The sequence below is a fragment of the Allorhizobium pseudoryzae genome (genome assembly GCF_011046245.1).
In the GTDB taxonomy this organism is placed as follows: Bacteria; Pseudomonadota; Alphaproteobacteria; order Rhizobiales; family Rhizobiaceae; genus Neorhizobium; species Neorhizobium pseudoryzae.
The window spans coordinates 1156446-1170313 of record NZ_CP049241.1 but is presented as its reverse complement, the minus strand read 5'-3'; the positions used below and the strand labels follow the sequence as shown (position 1 = coordinate 1170313).

General features: G+C 64.1%; 15 protein-coding genes. 7 read left to right on the top strand and 8 right to left on the bottom strand.

Annotated elements, in window-relative coordinates; genetic code table 11:
- Complete coding sequence (locus G6N78_RS05795) at nucleotides 1-423, bottom strand: cupin domain-containing protein (protein WP_165216454.1); 423 nt, start codon at nucleotides 421-423, stop codon at nucleotides 1-3.
- Entirely contained in the window at nucleotides 420-1193 is a 774-nt protein-coding gene (gloB, locus tag G6N78_RS05790; RefSeq protein WP_165216452.1) for a hydroxyacylglutathione hydrolase, read from the bottom strand. Before gloB ends, G6N78_RS05795 begins: the two co-directional genes overlap by 4 nt.
- An 87-nt stretch (nucleotides 1194-1280) precedes the next feature.
- Between gloB and G6N78_RS05785 the strand changes: the two genes are divergently transcribed.
- Genes G6N78_RS05785 through G6N78_RS05775 form a run of 3 tightly spaced genes read left to right on the top strand, consistent with a single transcriptional unit; the run spans nucleotide 1281 to nucleotide 4131 of the window.
- Nucleotides 1281-2063, top strand: coding sequence for a class I SAM-dependent methyltransferase (locus G6N78_RS05785; protein ID WP_165216451.1), 783 nt, complete (start codon nucleotides 1281-1283; stop codon nucleotides 2061-2063).
- Nucleotides 2064-2098: 35 nt separating this feature from the next.
- Complete coding sequence (hisC, locus tag G6N78_RS05780) at nucleotides 2099-3205, top strand: histidinol-phosphate transaminase (RefSeq protein WP_165216450.1); 1107 nt, start codon at nucleotides 2099-2101, stop codon at nucleotides 3203-3205.
- Nucleotides 3202-4131 (top strand): prephenate/arogenate dehydrogenase family protein, encoded by a 930-nt coding sequence (locus tag G6N78_RS05775; RefSeq protein WP_165216449.1) that lies wholly within the window; start codon nucleotides 3202-3204, stop codon nucleotides 4129-4131. The genes hisC and G6N78_RS05775 overlap by 4 nt, the downstream gene beginning before the upstream one ends.
- Here the strand turns inward: G6N78_RS05775 and G6N78_RS05770 are convergent, their stop codons facing one another.
- A complete protein-coding gene (locus G6N78_RS05770; protein WP_165216448.1) occupies nucleotides 4132-5136 on the bottom strand; it encodes a DUF2125 domain-containing protein in 1005 nt (334 codons plus the stop codon).
- A gap of 50 nt (nucleotides 5137-5186) precedes the next feature.
- On the opposite strand from G6N78_RS05770, the gene G6N78_RS05765 reads away from it, so the two are divergent.
- On the top strand, nucleotides 5187-5726 hold the full coding sequence (locus tag G6N78_RS05765) for a gamma-glutamylcyclotransferase (protein ID WP_165216447.1): 540 nt from the start codon (nucleotides 5187-5189) through the stop codon (nucleotides 5724-5726).
- Here the strand turns inward: G6N78_RS05765 and G6N78_RS05760 are convergent.
- The 4 genes from G6N78_RS05760 to ftsE all read right to left on the bottom strand — a co-directional run bounded on the left by G6N78_RS05760 (nucleotide 5711) and on the right by ftsE (nucleotide 9062).
- Nucleotides 5711-6517 carry a lysophospholipid acyltransferase family protein gene (locus G6N78_RS05760; protein WP_165216446.1) on the bottom strand — a complete coding sequence of 269 codons (807 nt, stop codon included), beginning with the start codon at nucleotides 6515-6517 and terminating at the stop codon, nucleotides 5711-5713. The two genes, G6N78_RS05765 and G6N78_RS05760, sit on opposite strands and share 16 nt — an antisense overlap.
- 72 nt (nucleotides 6518-6589) lie before the next feature.
- Nucleotides 6590-7327, bottom strand: a complete 738-nt coding sequence (locus G6N78_RS05755; protein ID WP_165216445.1) for a YdcF family protein — start codon at nucleotides 7325-7327, stop codon at nucleotides 6590-6592.
- 51 nt (nucleotides 7328-7378) lie between these two features.
- Nucleotides 7379-8410 (bottom strand): cell division protein FtsX, encoded by a 1032-nt coding sequence (locus G6N78_RS05750; RefSeq protein ID WP_165216444.1) that lies wholly within the window; start codon nucleotides 8408-8410, stop codon nucleotides 7379-7381.
- On the bottom strand, nucleotides 8403-9062 hold the full coding sequence (gene ftsE, locus G6N78_RS05745) for a cell division ATP-binding protein FtsE (RefSeq protein ID WP_165216442.1): 660 nt from the start codon (nucleotides 9060-9062) through the stop codon (nucleotides 8403-8405). Before ftsE ends, G6N78_RS05750 begins: the two co-directional genes overlap by 8 nt.
- A gap of 202 nt (nucleotides 9063-9264) precedes the next feature.
- On the opposite strand from ftsE, the gene G6N78_RS05740 reads away from it, so the two are divergent.
- The 3 genes from G6N78_RS05740 (at nucleotide 9265) to G6N78_RS05730 (ending at nucleotide 11023) form a co-directional block, all read left to right on the top strand.
- Complete coding sequence (locus G6N78_RS05740) at nucleotides 9265-9936, top strand: hypothetical protein (protein ID WP_165216440.1); 672 nt, start codon at nucleotides 9265-9267, stop codon at nucleotides 9934-9936.
- Nucleotides 9937-9975: 39 nt separating this feature from the next.
- Nucleotides 9976-10530: a hypoxanthine phosphoribosyltransferase gene (gene hpt, locus G6N78_RS05735; RefSeq protein ID WP_165216439.1), complete on the top strand. Its 555-nt coding sequence runs from the start codon at nucleotides 9976-9978 to the stop codon at nucleotides 10528-10530.
- 118 nt (nucleotides 10531-10648) lie between these two features.
- On the top strand, nucleotides 10649-11023 hold the full coding sequence (locus G6N78_RS05730) for a response regulator (protein WP_165216437.1): 375 nt from the start codon (nucleotides 10649-10651) through the stop codon (nucleotides 11021-11023).
- Between the two features lie 39 nt (nucleotides 11024-11062).
- Here the strand turns inward: G6N78_RS05730 and G6N78_RS05725 are convergent, their stop codons facing one another.
- Nucleotides 11063-13774: a TIGR02302 family protein gene (locus G6N78_RS05725; RefSeq protein ID WP_165216436.1), complete on the bottom strand. Its 2712-nt coding sequence runs from the start codon at nucleotides 13772-13774 to the stop codon at nucleotides 11063-11065.
- Between the last annotated feature and the right edge of the window lie 94 nt (nucleotides 13775-13868).

Here is a 13868-nt window from a genome sequence, read left to right as displayed (position 1 = left end):
TCAGGTGCCCGGTTCCCAGCCGGGCGGGGCCATCTCGAACTTTTCGAAGTCGAAACCGGGCGCCACGGTGCAGCCGACCAGGGTAAAGGTGCCGAGCGGCTCGGCTGACTGCCATTCATCCGCCACCACCACGACCTGCGGCCGTTCGCCCTTGGCCAGATCGAGGCCGAGAATTTCCTCGCGTGCCGTCTCGCCGTCCTTGGCAAGCCGCAGCTTCAGGGGCCCGCCCGCATAGAAATGCCAGACCTCCGCAGCATCTTTCACGCGATGCCAGTGTGAGCGCTCGCCGGCCTTCAGCAGGTAGTAGATCGCCGTGGAATGGCCGCGCGTTCCGCCGTTTTCATCGCGAAAGGTTTCCGTGTACCAGCCGCCTTCCGGGTGCGGCTGCATGGCAAGCGTGGTGATGATCTCGTCGGCGGTCACTTGAAATTGTCCTTGCGCTTGCGGATTTCGGCAAACACCTCTTCGTTGCTGGCGCCTTCCAGCAGCAGGTTGCGGCGGATGGCCGGATCGGCCACGCGCAGGAAGGGATTGGTTTCCTTCTCCAGCCCCATCATGGTCGGGATGGTGAATTTGCCCTCGGCCCGCAATTCCTCGATCTGGCGCAGGCGGCGCTGCAGCACCTCGTTGTCCGGATCGATGGTGATCGCGAAGCGGGCATTCGACAGCGTGTATTCGTGGCCGAAATAGATCGCCGTTTCGTCCGGCAGCACGCAGAGCTTCTGCAGCGAGTGCCACATGTCGGCGGCGGGCCGCTCGAACAGCCGGCCGCAACCGAGCGCAAACAGCGTATCGGCGGCAAACAGCAGCTTGTCTTCCGGAAAGCTGTAGCAGACATGGCCTGCCGTGTGGCCGGGCGTTTCGTAAACCCGCACCGGATGCTCGCCGAAGAGGAATTCGTCGCCGTCTGCCACGGTGCGGTCAAGGCCGGGGATCGCCACGGCCTCGTTGACCGGGCCGATGATCTCGCAGCCGTAGCGCTCCTTCAGCGCCAGGTTGGCGTCCACGTGGTCGGTGTGATGATGCGTCGTGAAAATGTGGGTGATCCTCCAGCCGCGTGCCTCTGCTGCAGCAACGATCGGAGCCTCTTCCGGAGCGTCGATCGAGGCGGTGAGGCCGCTGTCCGGGTCGTGCAGCAGGACGCCGAAATTGTCGCTGCGACAGGGGAAAACGTCGATGGCCAGGGTTTTCATGGCAATAATCCATTGTGCTTGCGGTCAGTCACCACAATGTAGAGGTCCCGGACTTGAAGTCCAACCACCCTTTGATAGGTTCGCGCCATGCACGCCGATATCGTCGATCTCCGCGAATTCTATCACTCGCCGCTCGGCCACTTCGCCGAACAATCGATCGCCATGGCCTTGTCGTCTCTCTGGACGCGCCTGCCGGAGGAACGGCTGGTGGGGCTCGGTTATGCCATTCCCTATCTCGACCGCTTTCGCGCCGACACCGAGCGCACCTTCGCCTTCATGCCGGCGGGGCAGGGGGCGGTGAACTGGCCAGTGGGGGAACTGTCATCGACGGCGCTGGTCTTCGAGGAGGAACTGCCGCTGCCGGACAGTTCGATCGATCGCGTGCTGATGGTGCATTCGCTGGAATTCACCGAAAACCCGCGTGAGTCGCTGAAGGAGCTGTGGCGCGTGCTGGCGCCGGGCGGGCGGCTGATCATCGTCGTGCCGAACCGGCGTGGCGTCTGGGCCCGCATGGAGCACACGCCGTTCGGCTCCGGGCGGCCCTATTCGCGCCGGCAGCTGACCAATCTGTTGCGGGAAACCAATTTTACCCCCGCCGCCAGCGCGGAAGCCCTGTTCTTCCCGCCGTCCAAGCTGAGGGCCATGCTGAAACTGCGCCACGGGTTTGAACGGATCGGGCGACGCCTCTGGCCCGCGTTTTCCGGGGTGCTGGTGCTGGAGGCGCAGAAGCGGCTCTATCAGGGGCTTCCGGTCGCTGCGCGGGCCTCGCGCCGCGTCTTCGTGCCGGTGCTCGGCGCGCAAGGGGTGCCGACCACGAGAACGAAAGCCGATCCCCTCTTCCTGCTCGACAAAAGCGGTGTGCGGGATTAAGGCGAAGGATCATCTTTTTTGAAGGTCTTGGCCCCATGGACAATGCACAGCTGAAGCCCGTTCCCCGCCCCGGTATCCTGGATATTGCCGCTTACGTGCCGGGCAAGGAACATGCGCCGGGTGTCGCGCGCGTCTTCAAGCTCTCCTCCAACGAGACGCCGCTTGGGGCGAGCCCCAAGGCACTCGATGCCTTCCGCCAGTCGGCCGGCCACCTCGAACTCTATCCGGACGGCCAGGCGAACGAACTGCGCGCAGCGATCGCCGAAACCCACCGGCTGAATGCGGCCAACATTCTCTGCGGCAACGGCTCTGACGAACTGCTCGGCCTGCTATGCCATGTCTATCTCGGCGCCGGCGATGAGGCGATCATCACCGAGCACGGTTTCCTCGTCTACAAGATCCAGATCATGGGCGCCGGTGCGACCCCGGTGACGGTGAAGGAAACCGAGTGCCGGGTGAATGTCGATGCGATCCTGGCCGCCGTGACGCCGAAGACGAAAATGGTCTTCATCGCCAATCCGGGCAATCCGACGGGCACCTATGTGCCGGCCGCCGAAGTGCGCCGCCTGCATGCCGGCCTGCCGAAGAACGTCATCCTGGTGCTCGACGCGGCCTATGCGGAATATGTGCGCGAGAACGATTACGAGTCCGGCATCGAACTGGTCTCCTCCGCGCAGAACGTCGTGATGACGCGCACCTTCTCCAAGGTCTATGGTCTCGCGGCCCTGCGCATCGGCTGGATGTATGGCCCGGCCGATATCCTCGACGCGCTGAACCGCGTGCGTGGTCCGTTCAACCTGAATGCACCGGCGATTGCCGCCGGTTCTGCTGCGATCCGCGACCAGGCCTTCATCGGCACGGCGATTGACTACAACGCTCTCTGGCTCGACAAGCTGACGCATGCCTTTACGACGCTCGGCCTCAAGGTCACGCCGTCCGTCACCAACTTCCTTCTGATCCACTTCCCGGATGTCGATGGCAAGCGGGCGCCGGATGCGGATGAGTTCCTGACCAGCCGCGGCTATATCCTGCGGGCGGTGAAGGGCTATGGTTTCCCGAACGCGCTGCGCATGACGGTTGGCCCGGAAGAGGCCAATCGCGGCGTCATCGATGCTCTCGGCGAGTTTATGGGCAAGGCATGACGGATTTTCTGTTCGACCGCATCACGCTGATCGGCATCGGCCTGATCGGATCGTCCATCGCGCGCGACATCAAGGCGCTTGGCCTTGCCCGCGAGCTGGTGATTTCGACCCGCAGCGAGGCGACCCTGAAGCGGGCCGAGGAACTGTCGCTCGGCGACCGGTACGAGACATCTGCCGCCGAGGCGGTGAAGGGGGCGGATCTCATCGTCGTTTCGGTGCCGGTCGGTTCGTCCGGCATGGTAGCGGAGCAGATCGCGCCGAACCTGAAGCCCGGCGCGATCCTCACCGATGTCGGGTCGACCAAGGCGTCGGTGATCGCGCAGATGGCGCCGCATGTGCCGGAGGGTGTGCACTTCATCCCCGGCCATCCGCTGGCGGGCACGGAAAAATCCGGCCCGGATGCGGGCTTTGCCGGCCTGTTCAAGGGCCGCTGGTGCATTTTCACGCCGCTGCCGGAGACGGATGCGGCCGCCCTCGACAAGCTCAAGGATTTCTGGATCGCGCTCGGCTCGCGCGTGGACGAGATGGACCCGCAGCACCACGACAAGGTGCTGGCGATCGTCTCCCACCTGCCGCACATCATCGCCTACAATATCGTCGGCACGGCCGATGACCTGGAGACGGTGACGGAATCGGAAGTCATCAAATATTCCGCCTCCGGTTTCCGCGATTTCACGCGTCTTGCAGCCTCCGACCCCACCATGTGGCGGGATGTGTGCCTGCACAACAAGGACGCGATCCTCGAAATGCTGGCGCGCTTTTCGGAAGATCTCGCCTATCTGCAACGGGCGATCCGTTGGGGCGAGGGCGACAAGCTGTTCGAACTCTTCTCGCGCACCCGCACCATTCGCCGCTCGATCGTCCAGGCGGGCCAGGACGTGGACGCACCCGACTTCGGCCGCCACGCGCTGGACCCGAAACCCTGATCAGATCGGCGGGATCTCGCCGATCGCGATGAAGCCGCCGACCAGCACCTTGCCGCGGTTCAGCGTCAGGTCGAGACTGGCGCTGTCGCCGCCGCCGGTCAGGGCCGAGAGCATCTTGGAGGCCGTGTCGATGGTGGGAGCAGCCTGCGGCAGGTTTGCCTTCAACTGATCCCGCCAGGCTGCGATCTTGTCCACGCGCAGCTTCAGCTTGCCAGAAATGCGGCCCTCGTCGTCGATCGAGAAGGGGCCACTGACGGAGAGAAGCTGGCCATTGCCGAGATCGATGCCCACCTGGCGCATCTCGCCTTGTGTTCCATAGAGGCCTTTGCCGCCGTCCTGCCCAGCGAGCATAGCCGCCTTGCCGGACAGCGTCACATCGGCCACCGCCGTGAACTTCGGCAGCGTCTGCGGCAGGCCGGCAGAGGTCAGAACCATATCCTTCAGCGTGATGGCAGCATCGAGATCCGCGCCGTTCTGCCTCAGATGCGCTTCGGTATCGGCCACCGCCAGATTGATGGTCTGCTGCGTCTGGGTCGAGACGATGTTGGTCTGCAGCCCCTTGATGACGGTGGAACTGCGTTCGACGCCGCCCAGAGTGGTGATCAGGCTCGACTGCAGGTTCTGCCATTGCGAGGAAGCGGTGAAGCCGTGGCTGGTGCGGGTTTCCGCCGGGCCATCCAGTTCCCAGACGATATGGCGCGGCTGGTAGATCTGGGCGGCGGAGCGGAGCGCGCCGAAGGTCACGGCGACACCGTTGTCGCGGTCGTCGATCGCGACCTTCGAGCAGAACAGGCCGATCCGGAAGGGGAAGCCGCGGTAGTCGGCATCGCTGCATTCGGCGGTCACGCCGTTGCGCTGCTGTTCGCCGAGGATTGCGAGGGTCTTTTCCTTCAGCAGCGATGCGGCATAGAACCAGCCCGCTGTATAGACCGCGATGACGAGGATGATCCCCGCCGCGAGGCCCCAAATCTTGCCGCTGATGCCGCTTCGGCTTGACGCTGCCATGATCTTCTCCAATGGTGCCCGTTCGAATTGCATGCGGTGTGGCGTGGGATATGGACGAATTTTGGGTGTTTGGCTACGGCTCCCTGATGTGGAATCCGGGTTTTGCCTTTGATGCGAGAATGCAGGCACGGGCATTCGGCTATCGGCGGGCGCTCTGCGTGCGCTCCTTCGTTCATCGGGGAACGCCGGATCGGCCCGGCCTCGTGCTGGGGCTCGACCGGGGCGGCTCCTGCCGCGGGGTCGCCTTCCGCGTGCCGCCTCCGGATCGCGAGGCGGTGCTCGACTATCTGCGCCAGCGGGAACTTGTCACCCATGTCTATCTGGAGCGGCATCTGCCGGTAGCGCTGGAAGACGGCCGTCAGGTGAAGGCCTTGGGCTATGTGGTGGACCGGGCGCATCCGCAATATGCCGGCGCGCTCGATGTGGAGGAGGCAGCCCGCATCGTGCATGCCTCCGTGGGGAAGTCCGGGCCCAACCATGCCTATGTGGCCAATACGGTTGCGCACATGCACGAGATGGGCATTCGCGATGCCTGGCTGGAAGGCGTGGCGCAGACGGTGGCCTCCCTCCAGGGTCAGGCGGGCGCCTGAGTTTTTTCACGCTCCGCCTTCAGTTCCGCCACCCGCTTCGCGGCGGTCGGCGGCAGCGGCAGGTCGGGATTGGCAGCAACATTTTCCAAGAGCAGATCGTCGCTTGCCTTTTCCAGCGTCTCGACGAGATGGGCGAAGAAGGCATCCGGATCCATGCCCGGCGCGATCGGCGGCAGGATGCGCACCTTGAAATGTCCCGGGTATCGCATGGTGCTGCGGCGCGGCCAGAAGAGGCCGGGATGCAGAGCAATCGGGACGACCGGGACGCCCATGTCGCGGTAGATGCGGGCGATGCCATAGCGATAGGCGGGCTCGGCGCCCGGCGGGCGGCGTGTGCCTTCCGGATAAATAATCAGCTGGCGCCCCGCCTCCATCTCGATCTTCGTGCGGCGCATCACCTCCAGCATCACCTTGCCGCGGGCACCACGGTCCACCGGGATCATCCGTTGCTTCTTCACGTACCAGCCGAACAGCGGAATCCAGGTCAGTTCGCGCTTCAGGATGTAGACCGGATCGTCCATCCACGGCAGCAGCGCATAGGTATCCCAGAACGACTGATGCTTGGGCGCAAAGATGCAGCCGGTCTTCGGGATGTTTTCAAGGCCCTCGATCTCGAAGGTGGTGCCGACAATCTTTTCCATCAGCCAGTGGTTCGAGCGTGCCCAGTCCTTGGGAACGCGGAACGCCTTCTTGCGTGGAAGCAGGAAATAGACCGGGGTCAGCACGATCATGCGCAAAATGAGGTTGGCATAAAAGGCGACGTTGAAAAGGGTCGAACGCAGCATCAGCATGAAGGAGATCCAGAAGTTTGCGGGCGCACGCGGTCCCTACACCATCGCGCCCGCGGACGGAAGCGCTGCGCGTCAGTGACGCACCTTTACGCTTTCCTTCTCGATCTCTTCCTCGGAGCGAAGTCCGGTGCCCTGCGGCATGCCGGCCACCCAGCGCAGACTGGCGGCGGCCATCTTCATATATTCGGAGAGCATGGTCCGCAGAGCATCCGGTTCGGTGAACCAGGCCTTACGGGTGAGATCCGACGTGACGACCGGATAGGGAATGAATGCGGTGCCGTGATCGAGCCGGCGAAGCTCCAGCAGGCTGCGTGGCATGTGATAGTTGGAGGTGACCACCAGAACCGAGCGGTATTGATGATCGAAGATCCAGCGGGTGATCTCGTTGGCATTGCCGATGGTGTCGATCGCCGCATAGCCGACATCGACGCAGCACTTAAAGAGGTCTTCGGAGCCTTGCGTGGTGCGGCGGATCTGGGTCGGCGAGGCGGACGGGTGGGCGCCCGAAATCAGCAGGCGCCGCCCGGCGCCGTCGCGCAGCAGGCCGAGCGCCTGGTCGATCCGCTGGTAACCGCCGGTCAGCACGACGATCGCATCGGCCTTCACGCCATCGGGGGCCTTCAGCGAGGTGACCGCATCGGCAAACCAGAGGAAACCACCGCCGGCGGTGGCGCCGAGCAGCAGGACCAGAATGCCGACATAGCGCAGGGTACGGCGGATCGGCCCGCTGCGACGGAACAATCTGCTCCATCTGCGCGGCGGCGGCTCTTCCTGAGCACCATTGGTCTGCATCGTCTGGCCAAGGGTCATGGCCGAGGTCCTTATACCCAATCCGCTCTGGAGAACAGAGCTGAGACGTCATCATGATGACGGCAGGCCGTCGGATCGCGCGGGGTCGGAGCGGATGAGATCGATCTCGTCAATGGTCCGCATCACCGTGAATCGGGCGGTCAGCGTCGTCAGCAAGGCAATCACGATCATTGTGGCGAGAATGCCGAGATAACCGGAAAAACCGATGGTGAAGGTGCCGAAGAGGGCGGTGGCCTGATCGCTTTCCGGGGTGGCGAGCGAGTTGCTCTGCCACAGGTTCGCCGTGGCAAACAGAAGGGCGGCCAGCACGCCGCCGGCGGCAGACCCCTTCAGGCTGATCTTGAGGAAATGTTTCTGGAATTCGGTCGCGACAAAGCCGCTCTCGGCACCGACAAAATGCAGAACCTCAACGATATGGCGGTTGCCGGAAAGCGCACCGCGGGTGGCAAAGATGACGGTGAGGATCATCGCCGTGAAGACGAGCACAAGCACGCCGGTGCCGATCAGCACGGTGGTGTGCGCCATGGAGACCAGACGATCGACCCAGGTGCGGTGATCATCGAGGAAAGCCTGCGGCACTTCGCTGCGCAGGAGGGCGCGCATGCCGGCGAAATCGGGCGGATTGTCCTCGTCGATGGTGATGATGACGAGACGCGGAACCGGCAGTTCCTTGAGATCGAGACCGGTGCCGAGCCAGGGTTCGAGCAGGCGCGCGGTCGCCGCATCATCCATGATCTTGCCGTCCTTCGTGCCGACGAAGGTGAGTGCCAGATCGCGCGCCTTGGCAAGGGCTGCATCCATGTCGAGCCCATCCTGCGGCTTGATCTGGATGGTGATCTCGCGGGAGATCTGGCTTTCCCAGCTCGAGGCGGTCGAGCGCACCATGCTGACGGCGCCAAGCGTGAGGCAGGCGAGGAAGGACATGATGGCGATCACCACCATCAGCGCATTGCCCTGGATGTTGGAGGGCGGCAGGATCGGGCCCATCGGTCGCACCCGCATCTCGGTGCGTCGCGGCTTTGTGGCCGAAGCCTGGTCCTTGGTCTGTTTCTGGGGTGTGCGGGGGCGGCTGATCTCATTCATAGATATCGAGCCGCCCATCGGTGAGGATCATGCGCCTTGCATCGATCTGGTCCATCAGCGCCAGATCGTGGGTGGCAATCACGACGGCCGTTCCCAGCCGGTTGAGTTCCAGAAAGAGGTTCAGGAGCCGCCGTGCCATGGGCGGATCGACATTGCCCGTCGGTTCGTCGGCGAGCAGGATTTCGGGACGGTCCATCAGGGCGCGGGCAATGGCGGCACGCTGTTTTTCGCCGCCGGACAGCACTGCCGGCAGCACGTTGATGCGTTCGCCGAGCCCAACCCATTTCAGAAGTTCGATCACGTCGTTGCGATAGGTGCTCTCCTCTTTGCCGCGCACGCGCAGCGGCAGAGCGACATTCTCGTAGGTGGTCAGATGATCGAGCAGGCGGAAATCCTGAAAGACGATGCCGACACGCCGGCGCAGCATGGGCAGTTCCGCCCGCGGGATCTGCGACAGGTCGCGGTCGAACATGCGGATCAGGCCGCGCGTCGGCTGCAGCGACATGAAGAGAAGGCGCAGCAATGTCGTCTTTCCGGCACCGGAGGGACCGGTGAGAAACTGGAAGGATCGCCCCGGAATATCGAAGGTGAGGTCGCGCAGGATTTCCGGCCCCATCCCATATCGCAAGCCGACATTTTCAAAGTGGATCAACGCGTCGTCCAGTCCTTTGGGTGGTCATTCTGCGACCGTTGGTAAACGGCAAGGGTTGACGGATGCTGAATCATCCCCCGGAAAGCAGGCGGTTTCCGGGCCGGATTTGCGAAGCATTAACCAATTAAATTTACGACTGAGCGGGATTCGTTGCAATGCCCCCGTTTCCCGTGGCTTCACGGCGGGGGAGGGAGAAGATCCGATGCACGCCTTTCGCTCGCGCCGTGACAATGCCGCCGCTTACGATATTCTGCCGCCCGAGGCGATCGGATCGAACCGGCCAGTGCGGATGCCGGCAAGAGCCGATGTGGAAGACGCGCATTTCGTGACGGTGCGCGAGGACACTCGAACCCAGCGTTTCCAGAACGACAATCGAAAGAGGCAGCCGAAGCCTGCCATGCGGGTGGCGGAGGCGGCACCTTCGCTCCTGCAAAGGCTGCTTTCGCGCTTCGAGGCGCTTCTGATGCGCATGTCGGCGGATTTCTTCTCCGCCCTCGTTGCCTTCGTCTTCATCGTCGTCTTCGGGCTTGCTGGTGGATTTTCGCTCGTCGCCGGTGCTGGCAGCGATCCCGCCCAGGCGGCCGGGCTCGACATTACCCATGTGACGCTGACGCCGCAGGATGCCGATGGCCTGCGTGTTCTGGTGATCAACGGCATTGTCGAAAACCGCGCGGGCGCCCGCATCGAGGTTCCGCCGATCCGCGCCGACATCCTGGTCGATGGAATGCCGGTGGCCTCCACACTCATTGCGCTCCCGATCAGCGACCTGGCACATGATCACAGCCGGGGGTTCACGGCCAAGATCCCGCATCCCGGCGGCAAGAATCCACAGCTTCGCCTTTCGTTTGCCGAGACGGGTGCCACAGCCTCCTGATTGTGCTATCGCGGGTCTTCAAGACATTTGGAGACGCCCATGCCCATCGTGCGCGGCAAGATCATCGAGCCGCTTTTCACCGCCGAACAGATTGCCGAGCGCAACCGCAGCCTGGCCGAGCAGATTGCTGCCGGTCCGACGAAGGACCTGCTGGTGATTGCCGTGCTCAAGGGCTCGTTCATCTTCGCGGCCGATCTGCTGCGTGCCCTGCACGAGACGGGTCTTGCGCCGGAAGTGGAGTTCATCACGCTCTCCAGCTACGGCGCCGGGACGGTGTCGCAGGGCGTTAGAATCGTCAAGGACATCGATTCTTCCGTCAAGGATCGCGACGTCCTGCTGATCGACGACATCCTGGAATCGGGCCGCACGCTGAAATTCGCCAAGGAACTGCTCTACGAACGTGGCGCCCGCCACGTGACGCTTGCCGTGCTGCTCGACAAGAGCGTCAAGCGCAAGGAAGAGCTGGAAGCGGACTATGTTGGGTTCGAGTGCCCGGATTATTTCGTCGTGGGTTACGGCATGGACGTGGCCTATGCCTTCCGTGAACTGCCCTTTGTCGGGGTCGTCACCGGTGATGTTCAATCTGAATCATAATCGGAAACCGGTGACGGGGCGTTAACCATGCCAGCCCCGTCTCGGTGAATGTTTACTCCTCGCAAAGGAAATACTGGTCAGTTGGGTCCCGATTTGATGCACGGAGTACCGATTCACCATGGCCAAGATCCTGATCACCGAGGACGAAGATTCGCTGCGCTCATTCGTGGCGCGTGCTCTGCGCCTGGATGGCCATGACACCCAGGAAGCAGCGGATGGTGCCGAGGGGCTGCAGCTTCTCGAGGAGGACCAGTTCGATCTTCTGCTGTCCGATATCCGCATGCCGGTGATGGATGGCATCGAACTGGCGCACCGCGCGGCGGCCCAGTATCCGGACCTGAAGATCCTGCTGATGACCGGCTATGCCGAGCAGCGCGAGCGTGCGGACGACCTGATGGCGAAGATCATCGACGTGGTGGACAAGCCGTTTGCGCTTCCTGATATTCGCCGGGCCGTGGCCCAGGCCCTGACGGCGGCCCCGAAGGCCGCCTGATCCTGAAGGCCGCCTGGCGCGGCCTTCGCATGTTCCGGATCACCGGATATCGAGCAGGCGTTCGAGATAACGCCGCTCTGCTTCTCCCGACAGGGCGTTGCCGAGCTTTTCGCGGATCGCCTCCAGGATCTCGCGGGCGCGCTGCACGTCGATCTCGTCCGGCACCTTGACCTGATCGCCGAATTCCGGACCTGACGTGGCGCGCGGACGACCAAGCGGATCACGACCGTTCTGTCCGCCATCGTTCGCCATGCCCTGGCCCGGTCCCTGACCCGGCTGCTGGCCCTGGCCCTGCTGCATGGCCTGCATCATCTGCTGCATCATGCTCTGGGCGCCCTGGCGCAGCGCGTTCAACGCATTGCCCTGGCCCTGGACCGCCTGGTCACCCTGGCCCTGGCCAAGCGCCTGGCCGGCATTGCCCATCTCGCGACCGGCTTCGCCAAAGCCCTGGCCGGGGTCCATGCCGAGATCCTTGAGCCCCTGCTGCAGTTCCTGCAGTTTCTTGCCGAGCCCTTCCTGCTGGGCGCGCAGGTTCTTCAGCGCCTCACGCAACTGCTCGGCGGTCATCTGGTCCGTCGGGGTCTGCCCCTGCTGGCCCTGTTGACCCTGCTGGCCCTGCTGCTGCTGGCCTTGCTGGCCCGGCTGCTGTTGACCCTGTTGCTGCTGGCCCTGATTGTAGGGCTGGTTGGGGTTGCCGCGCTGCATGCGGTCGCGCAACGCCTGGTTCAGCTGGAAGGTCTGGTCCATCAGCCGCTGCTGTTCCTGCATGATCTCGCCGAGCTTGTCGATTTGCTGGCGCATCTGGCTGTTCTGCTGCTGCCCCTGCTGCGGGCGCTGCATGCGGCCGGCCTGCAGGTTGTTCATCATGCGCTGCAGTTCGGACAGCATCTGCTGCGCGGCGTCGCGATTGCCGGATCGGGCAAGGTTCTCGATCTGGTCCATCATGTTCTGCAGGTCGCGCTGGCGGATGACGTTCTGCGCCTGCGCGTTCTGCTGGGACTGCGGCATGTTCTGCATGCGCTGCGCCAGTTCCGACATGAAGTTCTGCATCGCCTCGCGCAATTCCTGCATGAGCTTGGCGATTTCTTGGTCGGAGGCACCGTTTTCCAGCGCTTCCGACAGAGCCTCCTGCGCATCGCGCAGGCGGCGTTCGGCAAGCGACAGCCCGCCGTCCTCGATGCCAAGCGCGATTTCCCAGAGATAATCCGCGGTATCCTTCAACTGTTCCTCGTTGCGGGCAAGCTTCATGCGCTCCAAGGCGGAGCGGATCAGCAGGAAATGGCTGAGGTTTGGGATGGTCTCATCCGGGCGGATGGCAAGCGCTTCGTTGAGCGCGACCGCACGCGGCATCTGGCGCGTGTCGAGCGCAAAGACCTGCCGCTGTTCGGCAACGGAGGCGGCGAGCGGTTCGACGAAACGGCGGGCGGGAAGCACCATTTCCAGCGGCTGGCTGCGGCCTTCCTGGCCGGCGCCGTCGGTTGCCACCAGCGTGATCTTGACGCGCGTGCCGGACAGCGGGTGTTCGGTGAGGTTGCGGCTCGTCGTGCCCTTCACGTCGCGGGCATTCTGCCGCGGCAGGTCGAGCTTGTACTCCGGCAGCGGATAGAGAGGTGTCGCGCCCTCTGCCTGCTTTTCCGCCGGTTCGATCAGGGCGAAGGCGCGCTGGATGCCGTAATCGTCCTTGCCGGTGAAGCCGATCTCCAGCGCACCGTTCACGGCGCGGCGCGGCTGCTTGTCGAAGGCGATTTCCGGTGCGCGGTCGGGGATGACATCAAACATCCACTGCTGGCCGTTGACCGTCAGGTCGCCGCTTTCGTTGACCTTCATCTTGTAGGTGCGGGGGGCCAAGGGCTGGCCTTCCGCACGCGCGGCAACCTGCGGGGCTGCGGCTGCGGTCGGGGCCGTCTGACCGGCGGCTGCCTGGTCCGCCGATGCCACGGCGGCACGCGCCTCCTCCGATGCAAGCGTGGCCGCCGGTCCGCCTTCGAGCGGCGCAAAGGTGACGGCTTCGTCCCCTTCGCCACCCGTGACGCGAATGGTGAGCTCGGAAAACTGCGGGATCTGCACCCCGCCGGTCACCGGGGCTTCCCGGCCCGTCAGGAAGATCGGCGCGCGCGCTGTATAGGGGGGCGGGGTCAGCCAGGCATCGACGCGCAGATCGGGATTGACCCGTGCGGCGGGTGTCGAGGGCTGCAGCACGTCCGTGGTGCTGCCGCCGCCATTGGAATAGGAAAAGCCGAAGGCGGCCGCGAGAAGCAGGGCCGGAATGGCGCGCAGCGCAAAGCGGTCATGGCGGGCGATATCCGGTTTCGGCAGGCCGGCATCGAGCGCTGCAATGCGGCGCGCCATGCGCAGCTGGTGCTCCTTCCAGAGCGCGCGGGCGATCGGCGTATCGAAGGCCGGCTCTTCCTCCTGCACGGTCACCGGCTGGTGCGGCAGGTTGTTGCGCTCCTCCAGCAGGCGGTCGGCCTCCGGCGGCGTCGGCCAGCGCAGGCGGCCGAGCGGCAGGATGGAGGAGAGGAAGGCGAAGACGAAAAGACCGAAGGCGATCCAGCGCATCAGGTCCGGCATCTGCCGGAACAGGCCGAACCAGGCGGTGGCGAGAAACAGGGCGATGACCGCCAGAGGTGCCAGCATCAGCGGCGCCAGCCGCTCCAGGAACAGCACGAACCGGGCCAGCGATCGTTTGAGCGCCACGCGACGCGCGAGTGCGGGATGCGCGTCGAAGGCGCCCTTGCGAATGAGGCTCATGCGGTCCGTCTCCTGTGGTGGCGGCGTCAACCGTGACCGGCGTCGCATTGCGCGAACCGATGCGTGACAGGATACCAGTGTTTGTGGCGAAGAC